The 14,164-nt window shown below is 58.9% G+C and carries 11 protein-coding genes; 5 read left to right on the forward strand and 6 right to left on the reverse strand.

Annotated elements, in window-relative coordinates:
• Positions 1-246: 246 nt before the first annotated feature.
• The 3 genes from B4C31_RS01485 to B4C31_RS01495 form a co-directional block, all read right to left on the reverse strand.
• Entirely contained in the window at positions 247-906 is a 660-nt protein-coding gene (locus tag B4C31_RS01485; protein WP_291531047.1) for a hypothetical protein, read from the reverse strand.
• Positions 907-909: 3 nt separating this feature from the next.
• Positions 910-1,362 carry a hypothetical protein gene (locus B4C31_RS01490; RefSeq protein ID WP_291531048.1) on the reverse strand — a complete coding sequence of 151 codons (453 nt, stop codon included), beginning with the start codon at positions 1,360-1,362 and terminating at the stop codon, positions 910-912.
• A 69-nt stretch (positions 1,363-1,431) separates the two neighbouring features.
• Positions 1,432-1,989 (reverse strand): TetR/AcrR family transcriptional regulator, encoded by a 558-nt coding sequence (locus B4C31_RS01495; protein ID WP_291531049.1) that lies wholly within the window; start codon positions 1,987-1,989, stop codon positions 1,432-1,434.
• 358 nt (positions 1,990-2,347) lie between these two features.
• Here B4C31_RS01495 and B4C31_RS01500 point away from each other — a divergent pair, with 358 nt between their 5' ends.
• From B4C31_RS01500 to aroA, 5 genes are all read left to right on the forward strand, one after another.
• Complete coding sequence (locus tag B4C31_RS01500) at positions 2,348-2,719, forward strand: hypothetical protein (protein WP_291531050.1); 372 nt, start codon at positions 2,348-2,350, stop codon at positions 2,717-2,719.
• 270 nt (positions 2,720-2,989) lie between these two features.
• Positions 2,990-5,125, forward strand: coding sequence for a DUF262 and DUF1524 domain-containing protein (locus B4C31_RS01505; protein WP_278711521.1), 2,136 nt, complete (start codon positions 2,990-2,992; stop codon positions 5,123-5,125).
• Positions 5,126-5,356: 231 nt separating this feature from the next.
• Positions 5,357-6,112, forward strand: a complete 756-nt coding sequence (locus tag B4C31_RS01510) for a YdcF family protein (RefSeq protein WP_291531051.1) — start codon at positions 5,357-5,359, stop codon at positions 6,110-6,112.
• A 186-nt stretch (positions 6,113-6,298) separates the two neighbouring features.
• Positions 6,299-7,453: an ABC transporter permease gene (locus tag B4C31_RS01515; RefSeq protein WP_291531052.1), complete on the forward strand. Its 1,155-nt coding sequence runs from the start codon at positions 6,299-6,301 to the stop codon at positions 7,451-7,453.
• Between the two features lie 86 nt (positions 7,454-7,539).
• Positions 7,540-8,913, forward strand: coding sequence for a 3-phosphoshikimate 1-carboxyvinyltransferase (gene aroA, locus B4C31_RS01520; protein WP_291531053.1), 1,374 nt, complete (start codon positions 7,540-7,542; stop codon positions 8,911-8,913).
• 113 nt (positions 8,914-9,026) lie between these two features.
• Here aroA and B4C31_RS01525 read toward each other — a convergent pair whose 3' ends face one another.
• The 3 genes from B4C31_RS01525 to B4C31_RS01535 form a co-directional block, all read right to left on the reverse strand.
• Positions 9,027-10,256: an acetate/propionate family kinase gene (locus B4C31_RS01525; protein ID WP_287543154.1), complete on the reverse strand. Its 1,230-nt coding sequence runs from the start codon at positions 10,254-10,256 to the stop codon at positions 9,027-9,029.
• Between the two features lie 191 nt (positions 10,257-10,447).
• Positions 10,448-12,148 carry a phosphate acetyltransferase gene (gene pta / locus B4C31_RS01530; RefSeq protein ID WP_291531054.1) on the reverse strand — a complete coding sequence of 567 codons (1,701 nt, stop codon included), beginning with the start codon at positions 12,146-12,148 and terminating at the stop codon, positions 10,448-10,450.
• 172 nt (positions 12,149-12,320) lie between these two features.
• The coding region (locus B4C31_RS01535; protein WP_291531055.1) for a phosphoketolase family protein at positions 12,321-14,164 on the reverse strand (1,844 nt) is incomplete at its 5' end.

A 14,164-nucleotide genomic window follows, 5' to 3' on the forward strand; every position in this document is an offset into this window, starting at 1 on the left:
GCGATTAATCAGGAGATCTTGCTCTAAGAAAAGCACATCGGTATTTCCGAGATACAGAGCCGTACGCTTCCCATCCGCCGACATCATGTCGCTGCTGTACATATATCGCACCGAACGAACGCCGTGTGCGTCGTTCTCACGCGTACATGCGCCGTCACATAGAATACCCGCCGACAGGCGACATGGTGAGAGGTCAGCGCGCCACGAGTATGCGAGTACTGCTGGATAGAATTAAAGCATCGAATTTCACTCTTTTTTCATGGCAAAGTAACCGATCAGCACGGTCCACACATAAGCGCAGGTCTTGGGGATCATGAGCATTCCAATCATGGGAATGGTATCCGCCCACAGCACCACCGGGATATAGAAGCCAAAGCTCAGCACGATGGTCAACCACATCCAGCGGAACGCACGATCTTCACGCTCTTTTGCACTGCGATAGAACAGCACGATTACCAGAAGCCCAAGCAGAGCAAAGGGAATGTTGCGGTAGATACCCCAGGAGAGAGGCGCGGACGCGCTGAGCCACTGGTTCTGCGGCATCATACACAGAGCAATCCGCACACCGGCCAGAGCATATACAGCAGCAGTCAGACCACCTTGCCCTTTGACCTGATACCGCTGCCGCCACACATAGTAAAGCAGTACATAGAAAATGGTCATGGTGACTGAGGTGATCCATTTGCCCAGTCCCAGGGGGATGGTATAATTCTCCAGACCAGTGGTACACAGCGCCAAAGCACGGGGAATCAGGTGGAAGGAATCTCCCGCCCCCAGCACCACAGCCATCCAGCCAAACAACTTAAACTGGCTGTTTCCCTTGCTTCCTCGAATCATCAGCACACCGATGGTAATGACCGAAATCAGATAGACCGCATCGAACAAGGTTTCTACGATTGCTTGCATAACTTATTCTCCTTTATGATCCATTTTATTTTGAACTTTGGCATCGGCCAGCACAGCTTTTCCAAAGTTACAGCCAAATAGTAATCCGGCCAGCAAAAGAGAGGCGCCCAGGCCGGTATAAAAGACGGCAATAAACCGCTCCGGGGCTAATCCGCTTACCCGCAGACCAATCCCGCCGGACATCATCACCGCCATGATAGCGAAGGCTTTTCCATCAAAAAATTTCAAGAAGAAATGCCGTTCTTCCTCATACGAACGGATTCTGGTTGTATGCTTTTTTACCAGCTTTCCAAAGATGAATTTCTGAAACACAGCAAAAACCAGGATAGACAACAGAAAATTCAGCACGGACCGATAAGGCGGGTATGAGATCAGTCCTATGCGTAGGATGTTAAAGCCTGCCGCGCTCCACACCAAGCACGCGAGGAGCAGCAGGGTGTTGCGTTTTACTTTCATAGATTGCCTCCTTTAATTGAACAGTGTTCATTTTCCGGGATAGAAAATTCCCACTGTAAGGTGGGAATTTTAATAAAGGGTTCTACGGACGATTTCCAGCACAGCACTTGGGTCATAATCTTGACGCAGCAAAGCAGACAGCATCAGGGAAAACAAGACATCCGCGAATTTCTCCGCTGTAAACTGTTCGGCGAACGCATCCGGGCGAACTTTTCTGTCCCGTTTCAGGACGGAACACAGCCCCTCTAAAATATGCCGCCAGGTCTGCTGCATCCGCCGTTTTCCATCTGGCTTATCCTCCCGCATGAATCCCAGAGAGTGAAGGGTGAAGAAGCCGGGATACTGTTTGCAGCCGTATTCCATTCTCCCGTACATCCAGGTAATACAGGCCTGCGTGTCTTGAAACACGGCTCCGTCTTCCGGGCGGTGAAAAATCTCACACCACACGCTTTCTACCGTGGCCCCTACCAGCGCCGCTTTGGAATCAAAATAGTTGTAGATCGACCCCACAGATACGCCACAGGCGGCGGCAACAGAACGAATGCTGACCGCTGACCAGCCCTGTTGCCGAATCAACTCCCGGCTGGCTTTCAAAATCTCCTCTTTCGATGTGACAATAGTATTCATTCGATCACCTCAATATGAACAATGTTCATTATATGCATTTGTTTCGTTTTTGTCAAGTTCAATAATTCAGAAATTTAATCATAACATGAAATTTTATCTGCATCGAAATGAAATTTATCAATGACTTCTGAGATAAACTCCATATTATTGGTGTCCGGTAAATCTGATTACATAGGATATTATAAAACTTGGATAAAACGTCCTTGACAAATCACTTTCCAGGTTCAAATCCTGTCAGCCCGACTTTGAAAATCTTGTTTTTCGCTTGGTGCCAAAGGCCTTCTATATGAATGAGCCTTTGCAGTGCTTGCGGAGACGATGTGAAGAAGCATCGTGTCATATGACTTGTATGACACTAATGGATATTTTGAAGAAGGATATGATTAAAATGTCGATGGTTGATGTACAGATTTGCTTCTATCTAATTGATGGGTCACCTGGAGTTGGTCTTTTTCGCAAAGACTTCGATGGTTACGGATACTGTGATAATTTCATGGTTGCAGAACCTGATGGTCATCCCATGATGAATATCGATGAGTATCGTTTGGTAACGGTAAGCGTACCGCTTAAATCCGATGGGTCATACGATCGCCCGGAAATCATTAATAAGCTTGCGGACGGAATGGACGAGATTATCGACAACAACGAATACGACTGGGCTGAACAGACAAAGCAATCCATTGACCTGTGGGAATTCATGTTTGGACAGACTGAACGCCACTCATGGTAGAAACATGGTGACAATATCGAATCGCCCACGAACCTGAGACCAATTTGAAAGGTATGCAGACCTTCTGCTTCAGCAATCGCCTTAAGTACAGCGTGCTCATGCTGATCTGCGCATGCACTAGATACGTCACTACCAACGAATGGTCAAGTCGGACGTTACCTCGACATGTCCCAACTCGGTGACACCATGCAAACAACCAACTGAAAATGACCCGACGATGGACAACTGAATTGGCACAAGACTTTGGGCACGATTTGAAGGGATACTCGCATGAAGGCTGATGACGCGAATCTGTTGGAGCTGCTGCATAAGTCCCGTCAGTTTGTGGTGCCGATCTATCAGCGTCTGTATTCGTGGGGTGAGCCGGAGTGCGCCCAGCTGTGGAAAGATATTCTTCGCGCAGGTAGTGTGGATGGTCCGGCAGAGCATTTCACAGGTTCGATTGTGTATGTGGAGAAGGCTGAGGGGTCAATCACGAACCAGCAGCCGAATCTGATTATCGATGGCCAGCAGAGGGTGACCACGGTCACGTTGTTGTTGACTGCGCTGGCGGAGCGCTTGTCCCGTGTGCCCGAAGGAGATTGGCTGATGGCATACGACGGGTTCAAGCCGGACAAGATTCGTGCGTGGTATTTGATGGATCCGTTCGAAGAGGGCGAGGGCAAGTACAAGCTTTTGTTGTCTCAACGTGACAGGGAGACGCTTATTTCGATCGTGAACGGCGTGGACCCCGACCCGGCGAACGCCTCGCCGCGTTTAGTGGAAAACTACGGGTTTTTCAGAGACCGTCTGAACGATCCCGCTTGTGATTTGACTGTTGTATGTCGCGGGCTTGACCGGTTGAAAGTGGTTGACATCCGTCTGACACGCGGCCTGGATAATCCGCAGCTGGTCTTTGAGTCGATGAACTCGACCGGCAAGAAGCTCTCGCAAACCGATCTGATCCGCAACTACGTGCTCATGGATTTGCCCAACGATGAGCAGGAAAACCTGTACATGTTGCATTGGAGGCCCATGGAGCAGTTGTTCGGCAATATGGACGAGCAGCGGTTCGATGAGTTCATGCGCGACTACCTGACCATGTGCACCCGCGACATTCCGCGTCTGGATCGGATCTACGACGCGTTCCGTGACTACGCCGACGATTGGCGTACCAGGGGACATTCTGTTCGTGATCTCGTGGTCGATTTGCATGAGAAGTCCGATTGGTTCGCGTCTGTGGCTCTGGGCCGCGAAACCGAACCGAGGTTGCATGTTCTGTTTGACGAGCTGCGCGATCTGCAGGCCACGGTCAGTCGTCCCATGCTGCTGGAATGCTATGGTGACTACAAGGATGGATTAATCGATTCAACGGCGATGGCGAGAATTGTGGAACTGGTCATCAGCTATGTGTTCCGTCGTGCGGTATGCATGATTCCGACCAATTCGTTAAACAAGACTTTCGCCACATTCACCTCGGGACTGGGTAAGGATCCCGGTCATTATCTTGAGGACATCGAGGTGAAGTTCGCTTTGATGGAGAACTACCGCAGGTTTCCCTCTGACGAGGAGTTCATTCAGGCCCTGGAGCATAACGACCTCTATCATTTCAAACGTCGCATGTATTTGTTCGACAAGTTGGAGAACGACGGAGCTAAGGAACGCGCGCAGGTCACCAACTACACTATCGAGCACATCATGCCTCAGAACCCGGAACTCTCCGAAAACTGGCGCGACGTGCTCGGGCCCGACTGGCGCAACGTGCAGAAGACATGGCTTCACACGCTCGGTAACCTCACTCTTACCGGCTACAACAGTGAGATGAGTGACCATGATTTCGGCGATAAACGAGACGGCGCGAAAGGCTTCCGCTTCAGTCCGTTGCGGTTGAATGAGGGATTAGGACAGTTGGATTGTTGGAACGAGGAGGAAATCAAACGGCGTGGTGAACGCCTCGCGCGTAGGGCGGTGGCCATCTGGCGGGCTCCGCAACCGAGCACCGACGCAATTGATCGATACCACTCCGAGCATGGCAAGAACACGAAGTCGCAGCAGACGGGGTACACCATAGAAAACGATCATCCTGAGCTTGTCGATGGCCCGCTGTCGGAGCTGTTCCATCGCATAGATGGCACCATCCGTTCCTGGGACCCGCATATCGAACGTCGTCCGGTCAAACTGTACGTCGGCTACCATCACAATCAGATGTTCGTCTCCGTTATCCCCCGCAGAGGACGCTTGGTAATCGGCCTGGTGATGCCGTATGAGCATCTGCGCGACGAACGGAACTTAGCCGAATACAAGGCCGTGCAGGGATGGGGCGGCACCCGCACCGAAGTTACCCTGTATCCGGATTCTTCGGAAGATGATATCAACTATGTGCTGGGTTTGGCGCGGCAGTCATACGAGGATCAGCTCGACGAATAATTGCAGGACCATGGGATTTAACATGGTACTGAGACGAAACGAGCAGTCTTAACAGAAAGCAATCGGCCCCTCTTGCGAGGGCCGATGAGATCACAGGTAGGACGGAACCTACCTAGGCATTGATCAGAGTGCCGTTACCATATAGCTGAAGACAAGGAAGCAAGGACAGACACGACGCCCTATGCGATAATGGGCTTTACGAAGCGCGAACGTGAAGGGAAGTGCTGAATCATGCGGGGCGGCGTCATGGGAGTCTTTCTACTTGTGGTGGGCATCATCTGCATCGTCTATGGGGCCACCATCATGCTCACCTGGTCTGGAACAGCGTTTTTCCTGATGTGGTACGTCCTTGGCATCATATGCGGAGGCACGGGTGCGCTTGCGCTCGCATTGCCCGATTCCAACGTGGTACGCGGCATTCGCACCGCGGTGTGCTGCCTGACGATCTGCGGCATCGCCGTCGTCTCCATCATGAGCGCCGTCATCATGCGCGAAGCGTATCGTACGCCGCCACGCGATCTTGACTATCTGATCGTGCTCGGCGCGCAGGTGCGGCCCTCCGGCAAACCGTCCGAAGTACTGCGGTACAGGCTCGTCGCCGCACGGGATTATCTGGACGAGAACCCACGCACCCGTGTGGTGGTGTCCGGCGGACAGGGCCCCAACGAACCATGCCCCGAGGGTGAGGCGATGGCACGCTGGCTTGAACGCGCCGGGGTGGATGCCGACCGCATCATCGTCGAATCCGCGTCGAAGACCACCGTCGAGAACCTGCAGAACTCTCGTGCACTCATTGATGACGATGACGCGCGCATAGGCATCGTGACCAACAATTTTCATCTCTTCCGCGCGATGCGCATGGCCGAACGGCTTGGCATCGAGCATGTCTGGGGTATCCCGGCCCATTCCACACCGTGGTACCTGCCCAACAATCTCCTGCGCGAATGCCTCGCGCTCGTCAAGGCGGCGATCGGCGGCACCATCTAGAAGACCAACGGGTGGAGAGGGACCCTGGCGAACCGGGCCGAATCCTTCAGCGTGCGATGGCACGTCGGGGGTCCTGTCGGGAATGTCGGGCATGGACTATCATGGTGCAAGTTGGCGGGTGCCTGGCATAACCGGTGCGCTCGCTAGGCACGAACAGCGGATGTACGGAAAACGGAGCACACGGGTATGGGACGACACCAGAGAGCGGAGACCGCGGGATTGGTGTCATGCCTGATCTGCGCGGTTCTGGGCGGCACGGCCATGTCACTGTACATGACGCTGGCACCTGCGATCTGGCAGATCAGCCAGCGACTGTTCACCGTCTGCGCCGGCATCGTCGCAGCCTGCGGCGTCGTCTCGTTCTGTTGCGGATACATCAAAGGCTCCAGCTCGTTCACCCTGCGCAACGGCTGGTTCGCCCCCATTCGCCGCGCCGGGGAGACGCTTGCGCTTTCGGTGGTGTACGCGGCCACCGCGTTCCTGACCTCCTTCCTGATCCTCAACATCGCCAACGGCATCATCGGCACGCAGATGTTCGTGGGCTATCTGGTCGGCGCATGCGCGGGGCTGTCCGGCGTCGTCGGCTACCTGACCTTCGTGCAGGCGCAGGCCATGCGCGCCAAAACCCTCGCCGCGCTGCTGCCGTTCTTCGTCATTGCGGGCGTCGGGGGAGCGGGCATGACCACCGACGACCCGTGGTGGTTCGTCAACAACTTCTCCCGACTCGGCGACCGCACCACGTTCGCCGCCTCCATGTTCAACACCACGCTGATCCTGGCGGGGCTGTGCGTGATCGTCATCAGCTACTTCTCCGTGTCCGAGCTAGTCACCACGTACCGGCAACGCGAACTGTGGCATCGCCGGCGGTTCGACCGGCCCGGCAGGGACATGCCGTGGTTCCGGGTGCGCATGGCCATACTGTCGGTGCTGCTGGCGGCGTGCGGCTGTTGTTTCATCGGCATCGGCAGCTTCCGCCAGACGCCGCACCCGATTGCGCATAACGCGTTCGCCTTCAGCCTGCCGGGCATCACCGCCGTGTTGCTGCTCGCACTGCCATGGCTGGCGCCACTGTTCTCCAAAGCCATGTATGTGGTCTCCGATCTGATTGTGGTCGTCGGCACGGCGGCGGTGGTTGTCTGGCGGTATGACATCACCTCGATGACCAATCTGGAGCTGCTGCTGGGCATGCTGTTCTTCGGATGGTTCATCGTGTTCTGCCGGCAGATTGCCGCGTTGGAGGCCGACCGCATCCAGGAGCAGGTCGTTCACCTGCAGCTGGCCGCGGAAGGTGCGGACACCGTGGACGAACCGTTGGAATCCCGCGTGGCGTCCGACCGCTGACAATCAGTCCGACGGTCGACTGGGCATCGCTCCGCATGGTAAGCAATTTCCCCGAATCGGCGCCGTTCCCCGATACGATGGACACTATGAGTGAATTCCAGAACCCCTGGCCCGCACCGCTGGCCACCCGACCCTTGTCCGCCACCGTCACGGTTCCCGGCAGTAAGTCGCTGTCGAACCGATATCTGATCTTGGCCGCGATGGGGCGGCGTCCGGTCACGCTGGTCGGCTTGCTGCGCTCGCGCGATACGGATCTGATGATGGGTGCGTTGCGGTCGCTGGGCGTGGAGTTGCAGGTCAATCCGGATGACGAGACGACGGTGCGTGTCGTACCGCCAGCATCCGGTCGGTTCACCGGCGACGTGGATGTGTACTGTGGCCTGGCCGGGACGGTGATGCGGTTCGTCCCCGGACTGGCGATGTTCGCCGACGGGCCGGTGCGGTTCGACGGCGACGCACAGGCCTACGCGCGCCCGATGAAGCCGGTTCTGGAGGGGCTGGAGCAGCTGGGCGCGCGCATCGAATACCACGGGGGGCCGGGGCGACTGCCGTTCACGCTGACCCCGCCCGCGGCATCCGACGGGACGGGCGCGCCGGCGCATACGGTGTCCATCGACGCGTCCGGATCCTCCCAATTCATCTCCGGCCTGCTGCTGATTGGTGCGCGCCTGCCCGGCGGATTGGAACTGCAGCACACCGGCGACCATCTGCCGAGTCTTCCGCATATCCGTATGACGGTCGCCGATCTGCAGTCGGCCGGTGCCGCCGTGGACGTGGATGAGGAGCATCATCGCTGGCGTGTGCATCCGGGGCCGGTCCAGTTGCCGGACCGTGTGGTTGTGGAGCCGGATCTGTCGAATGCCGCGCCGTTCCTAGGGGCCGCATTGATTGCGGGCGGAACGGTGTCGGTGCCATACTGGCCGCGTGAGACGACGCAGCCGGGAGGCCTGCTGCCGGGGATCCTGCAGACCATGGGCGCCGAGATTACGTGGGATGGCAGGCCATGGAGCGAGGCCACTACAGGAGAAGACGCTCCTGCCGCGGCGACGTTGACGGTGTGGGGCGATGGCATGATCCGCGGTTTGGGCCGTTTCGATATGTCTGCGGCGGGGGAGATCGCCCCGAGTATCGCCGCGCTGGCCGCGTTGGCCGATGCACCGACCCAACTGGTCGGCATCGCCCATCTGCGTGGGCATGAAACGAATCGTTTGGCCGCGTTGGTGACGGAGATCCGCAGAATCGGCGCCGAGGCTGAGGAACTGGAGGACGGCATCGAGATCCGTCCGGTGCCACGCGAACGGTTGCACGGCGCGGTGATGGAGACCTATGCGGATCACCGTATGGCCACGTTCGCTGCGATGATTGGTCTGACCGTGCCGGATACCGCGGTGGTCGATGTGGCCACCACGCGCAAGACCATTCCCGATTTCATGGGTCTGTGGTCCGCGATGCTGGGCTGAGCCATTGGTTGCGGCGGGGTGCGTATGACAGCCGCCGCAGGTAAGAAAAACAGGGGTTTCACGAACGAATCGTGAAGCCCCTGTTCTGTTGGCTCAGGCAATCAGCCCTTCACTCACTTGGCGAAGACGTTGCCGTAAGAATCCTTGCCCTCTTCGGCGATCGCGGCGGACTTGCGGGCGATCGCAAGCTCCTCGTTCGTCGGGATGACGGCGATGATGACGGAGGAATCCGGGGTGGAGATGATGCGCGGCTCCTTGGAACGGGTCGCGTTCTTCTCCTCATCCAGCTTGACGCCGAACGGGGCGAGCTTGTCGCACACCATCTTGCGGACGATGTCGTCGTTCTCGCCGACGCCGGCGGTGAAGGTGATGACATCCACGCCACCCATCTGGGCGGTGTAGTTGCCGATGTAGCCGACGATGCGGTGCACGTAGACATCCAGGGCCAGCTTGGCGTTCTCGTCGCCGGCCTCGACCAGCTTGTGGACCTCGCGCAGATCGCCGTGGCCGGTCATGCCCATCATGCCGGAGCGCTTGTTGAACAGGGCGTCCAGCTCATCCACGTTCATATGGGCGTTACGAATCAGGTGGAAGACCACAGCCGGATCGATGTCACCGGTGCGGCCGCCCATCATCAGGCCCTCGAGCGGGGTCAGGCCCATCGAGGTCTCAACCGGCTTGCCGGAGATTTCGGCGGAGGCGGAGGCGCCGTTGCCGATGTGCAGCACGATCTGCTTGAGGCCTTCGGCCGGCTTGCCGACGACGTCCGGAACCACGGAGGAGATGAACTCGTGGCTGGTGCCGTGGGCGCCGTAGCGGCGGATGTGGTACTGGTCGGCGATCTCCTTGTTCAGCGCGTAGGTGCTGGAGGCCTTCGGCAGCTGGAAGAAGAAGGAGGAATCGAACACGAACACCTGCGGGACATCCGGCAGGAGGGCGCGCATGACCTCGGCGCCAACGGCCTCGGGGCCGTTGTGCAGCGGGGCGAGCACGGCCAGATCCTTGACCTGGTTGATGGTCTTGTCGGTCACGAGCGCCGGGTTCGGGAAGATCGAGCCGCCCTGGACCACGCGGTGACCAACGGCCACGATGCCGGCATCGGCGAGCTTGGGACCATACTCGTCGAAGAAGCCGAGCACGCGCTTCAGGCCCTGCTCGTGGTCGTGGATGGGCTCTTCGAGCTCATGCTTCTCGCCGTTGTACTCATGCTTGTAATGGCCGTCAACCGGCTCGCCGATCTTCTCGACGAGACCGGAGGCAATACCTTCGCCGGATTCCAGGTCGACCAGCTGGTACTTGATCGAGCTGGAGCCGGAGTTGATAACAAGGACGGTTTTCGCCATTGGGGCATCCTCCATGTGTGTCTACATTGATCCCGCGGACACGGGGTTTCCTCTACCTAGAGTACTCGCCTGATGCTACAAACCGCGTAACAGCGCGCACGAACTATGCGAAAGCCTCCCCATCATGGGGAGGCTTTCGCCGGTCAGTGTGTACCGGGTCTAGACGTTCCGAAGCACTGACGACTCGGCGCTCACTGCGCTTCGATGGCGGTCAGGGCCACAGTGTTGATGATGTCCTGCACCAGCGCGCCGCGGGACAGGTCGTTGACCGGTCGGTTCAGACCCTGCAGCACCGGGCCGACGGCGATGGCGCCGGAGGAACGCTGCACGGCCTTGTACCCGATGTTGCCGGCGCACAGATTCGGGAACACGAACACGTTGACATGGCCGGCCACATCGTTGCCCTTGGCCTTGGTGGCGGCCACGGTGGGCGACCAGGCGGCGTCGAACTGGATCGAGCCGACGACGGCCAGATCGGGGGCCTTCTCCTTGACGATGGCGGTGGCTTCCTCCACCAGATCCACGTCCGGTCCCTTGCCCGAGCCCAGCGTGGAGTAGGAGAGCATGCCGACCTTCGGGTCGATGCCGAAGGCCTTGGCGGTTTCGGCGGACTGGATGGCGATGTCGGCCAGCTGGTCGGCGTTCGGGTTCAGATTGATCGCGCAGTCGGCGAACACGGCCACATGATCCTTGAAACACATGAGGAACGCGCCGGAGACCAGCGACTGGCCGGGCTTGGTCTTGATGACCTGCAGCGCCGGGCGCACGGTGTTGGCGGTCGAGTTGATGGAACCGGAAACCAGACCGTCGGCCTTGCCAAGCACCACCAGCATCGTGCCGAAGTAGCTGGCGTCGGTCAGCGTCTTGCGGGCCTGCTCCTCGGTCATGCCCTTCTTGGCGCGCAGCTCGCACAGCTTGGCGACCATCGGGACGAGCACCTCCTCGTCGTCCATGGCCTGGAAAGAGGCCTTCTCCAGCGAGTTGAGCCCCAGTTCCTTGCCGCGGGCCAAGATCGCGTCCTTGTCTCCGACGATGATCAGGTTTACGATGTCGCGCTCGAGCAGATAGTCGGCCGCCTTGATGATGCGGTCCTCCTCGCCTTCGGGCAGCACGATGGTCTTCTTATCGGCCTTGGCCTTGCCCAGCAGGCTGTACTGGAAGGCGTACGGCGTAACCGGGGCGGTGAACGGGGCCTCAAGCGCGGCCAGCACCTCATCCGCGGGCACATGCTCGTCGAAGACGGCGGCCGCGGCCTGTGCGCCTGAGGCGTCGGAGAACTCCACGGCGGGCACGGTCCACACCGGCACGTCGCCGGCCACGGCGGCCTTGACCGCATCGGCCTGGTCGTCCGGGCAGCCGGTGACGAACACGCCGAGCACGGTGGTGCATGCCTTGGCCACAATCGCTGTGCAGGCGTCCACGGTCGCCTTGACCTGTTCGGGCGTGCGGTCGATGGCGCACACGGCCAGGAACACGGGGGAGGCCAGGTCGGCGGCCACGTCGGCGTTGAACGAGAAGCTGTCGGGATCGTTGACGGCGGAACGATCGGTGCCTACGATCACCATCGCCTCCGGCGCGGTGGCGGCCACGGCCTCGGAGTATGCGGCCACGATGTCGGGGCGGGCTCCCTCCTTGTCCTCGCGCGCGCGGCGCGGGCACACGCCGGTGGCCTGTTCGCGGGTGATGCCGGAGGTCGAAGCTCCGAGCAGCACGTCGGTGAAGGTCTCGTGCTTGCAGACCGCCGGACGGAACACGCCGGTCTTCTTGGCGGCGGCCAAGGCGCGGACGACGCCGTAGGCCACGACGTTACGGCCGTTGGCGGCTTCGGGACTGAGGATGCTGATGGTGGTAAGACTCACGATGTCTCCTTGTTCGTTTTTCAGTGTGACCACTACGTTCACACCACAACAGCCATTCTAACCGCGCCGATTCATATCCGGCGTCGTGTTGTCCTGTTTTTCCTCTGACTGGTCGGCGGGTGGTTACGAGGCCGGAATACGACGAGGGCCCGGGGGAGTACCCCGGGCCCTCTGGGACTACTTGACCGTGTCGGTCAGACGGTCATCACTCGTTGTCGCCAGCGGTGGCGGCGGTGGCGGTGACGGCGCCCTGGACGTCGGTCTTGACATCCGAATACACCCAGTCGGTGTAATCCGGGTGATCGTAGCCGTTGTCGACCGCGAACTTGAAGGCTTCGGTACGGAAGGCCTCGAGCTCGTCGATCTTGTCGGCGTACTTCTCGGCGTCGATCATGCGCAGAGCCTCGGCAACGAGCTCGTAGCGATCGATGTCGTTGACGCGGACCATGTCGAACGGCGTGGTGGTCGAGCCCTGCTCCTTGTAGCCGTGAACGTTGAAGTTATCGTGGTTCGGGCGATCGAAGATCAGGCCACGCACGTCGTGTGCATAGGAGTGGTACGCGAACAGGACCGGCTTGTCCTCGGTGAACAGCTCAGCGAACTCCTCATCGGAGAGGGCCTCGTCATTCTCCTTGGCGGACTGCAGCTTGATCAGGTCAACAACGTTGACAACCTTGAACTTGATGCCCATCTCGTTCAGCTTGTCGGAAGCGGCCATGATCTCCTGGGTCGGAACATCGCCGACAGCGGCGAGCACGATCTGGACCTCGTCGTTGGAGGAGGCGTTGGAAGCCCACTTCCACTCGGCGGCACCCTTCTCGAGTTCGGCGCGAGCCTCGTCGAGGGTGAGCCACGTCGCGGCCGGCTGCTTGCCAGCGAAGATCGCGTTGATCTGGTTGGTGGACTTGTAGCACTTCTCGGCGACAGCCAGCAGCATGTTGGAGTCGCACGGGAAGTAGATGTTCACCACGTGATCGTTGTTGAACGTCTTGTTCAGCAACACGGAGGTCACACCCGGATCCTGATGCGAGAAGCCGTTGTGATCCTGACGCCACACGTGCGAGGAGACCAGCAGGTTCATCGAGGAGATCGGCTTACGCCACGGAATCTCACGAACCGTAGCCTCGAGCCACTTCGCATGCTGGTTCAGCATGGAGTCGATCACGTGCACGAAGGACTCATAGGAGCTCCAGATGCCGTGACGGCCGGTGAGCAGGTAGCCCTCGAGGAAACCTTCCATCTGATGCTCGGAAAGCTGCTCGGTGACCTGGCCGGTGACGGCCATGTGCTCGTCGGTCAGCTCGGACAGGTAGCCGGCATCCCACTGCTTGTTGGTCACCTCATAGGCAGCCTGCAGACGGTTGGAAGCGGTCTCATCCGGTCCGAAGATACGGAAGGAATCCGGGTTGAGCTTGATGATGTCGCGGGTGTAGACGCCGAGACGACGGGTGGCCTCGAGCTGGCCCCAGCCGTGACCGTACTTGGCGACTTCCTTGACCTCGTAGTCATCGAGCGTCGGCAGCTTCAGATCCTCACGGATACGGCCGCCGTTGGCGTTCGGGTTCTGGCCGATGCGCAGTTCGCCAGTCGGCATGAACGCGGTGACCTCAGGCTTCACGGCGCCGTTCTCGTCGAACAGCTCCTCCGGCTTGTAGGACTCGAGCCAGTTCTTGAGGACCTGGAAGTGCTCCTCGGTGTCGCGAGCGGAAGCCAGCGGAACCTGATGAGCGCGCCAAGAACCCTCGGTCTTCTTGCCGTCGATGTACTTCGGGCAGGTCCAGCCCTTCGGGGTGCGGAAGATGATCATCGGGTAGAACGGACGGGTCATATCGTCGGTCTGAGCCGCGGCCTTGATGTCGCAGATCTCATCGAAGATGGACTCGAGCAGGTCGGCGAAGCGACGGTGGGTCGACATGTGATCCTCATCGTCGAAGCCGGCGACGAACTCGTACGGCTGATAGCCCATGCCGTGGAAGAACTCGTGCAGCTCTTCGTCGGAGATGCGAGCCAGGATCGTCGGGTTAGCGATCTTGTAGCCGTTGAGGTGCA

This window comes from Bifidobacterium sp. UBA4282 (assembly GCF_002394995.1).
GTDB classification, from domain to species: Bacteria; Actinomycetota; Actinomycetes; order Actinomycetales; family Bifidobacteriaceae; genus Bifidobacterium; species Bifidobacterium pullorum_B.

Excerpts from the sequence above, each read along its gene's own strand:
- B4C31_RS01485 (WP_291531047.1), bottom strand. The coding sequence starts at position 906 with ATGCAAGCAATCGTAGAAACCTTGTTCGATGCGGTCTATCTGATTTCG.
- B4C31_RS01490 (WP_291531048.1), bottom strand. The coding sequence starts at position 1,362 with ATGAAAGTAAAACGCAACACCCTGCTGCTCCTCGCGTGCTTGGTGTGG.
- B4C31_RS01495 (WP_291531049.1), bottom strand. The coding sequence starts at position 1,989 with ATGAATACTATTGTCACATCGAAAGAGGAGATTTTGAAAGCCAGCCGG.
- B4C31_RS01500 (WP_291531050.1), top strand. The coding sequence starts at position 2,348 with ATGGATATTTTGAAGAAGGATATGATTAAAATGTCGATGGTTGATGTA.
- B4C31_RS01505 (WP_278711521.1), top strand. The coding sequence starts at position 2,990 with ATGAAGGCTGATGACGCGAATCTGTTGGAGCTGCTGCATAAGTCCCGT.
- B4C31_RS01510 (WP_291531051.1), top strand. The coding sequence starts at position 5,357 with ATGCGGGGCGGCGTCATGGGAGTCTTTCTACTTGTGGTGGGCATCATC.
- B4C31_RS01515 (WP_291531052.1), top strand. The coding sequence starts at position 6,299 with ATGGGACGACACCAGAGAGCGGAGACCGCGGGATTGGTGTCATGCCTG.
- aroA (WP_291531053.1), top strand. The coding sequence starts at position 7,540 with ATGAGTGAATTCCAGAACCCCTGGCCCGCACCGCTGGCCACCCGACCC.
- B4C31_RS01525 (WP_287543154.1), bottom strand. The coding sequence starts at position 10,256 with ATGGCGAAAACCGTCCTTGTTATCAACTCCGGCTCCAGCTCGATCAAG.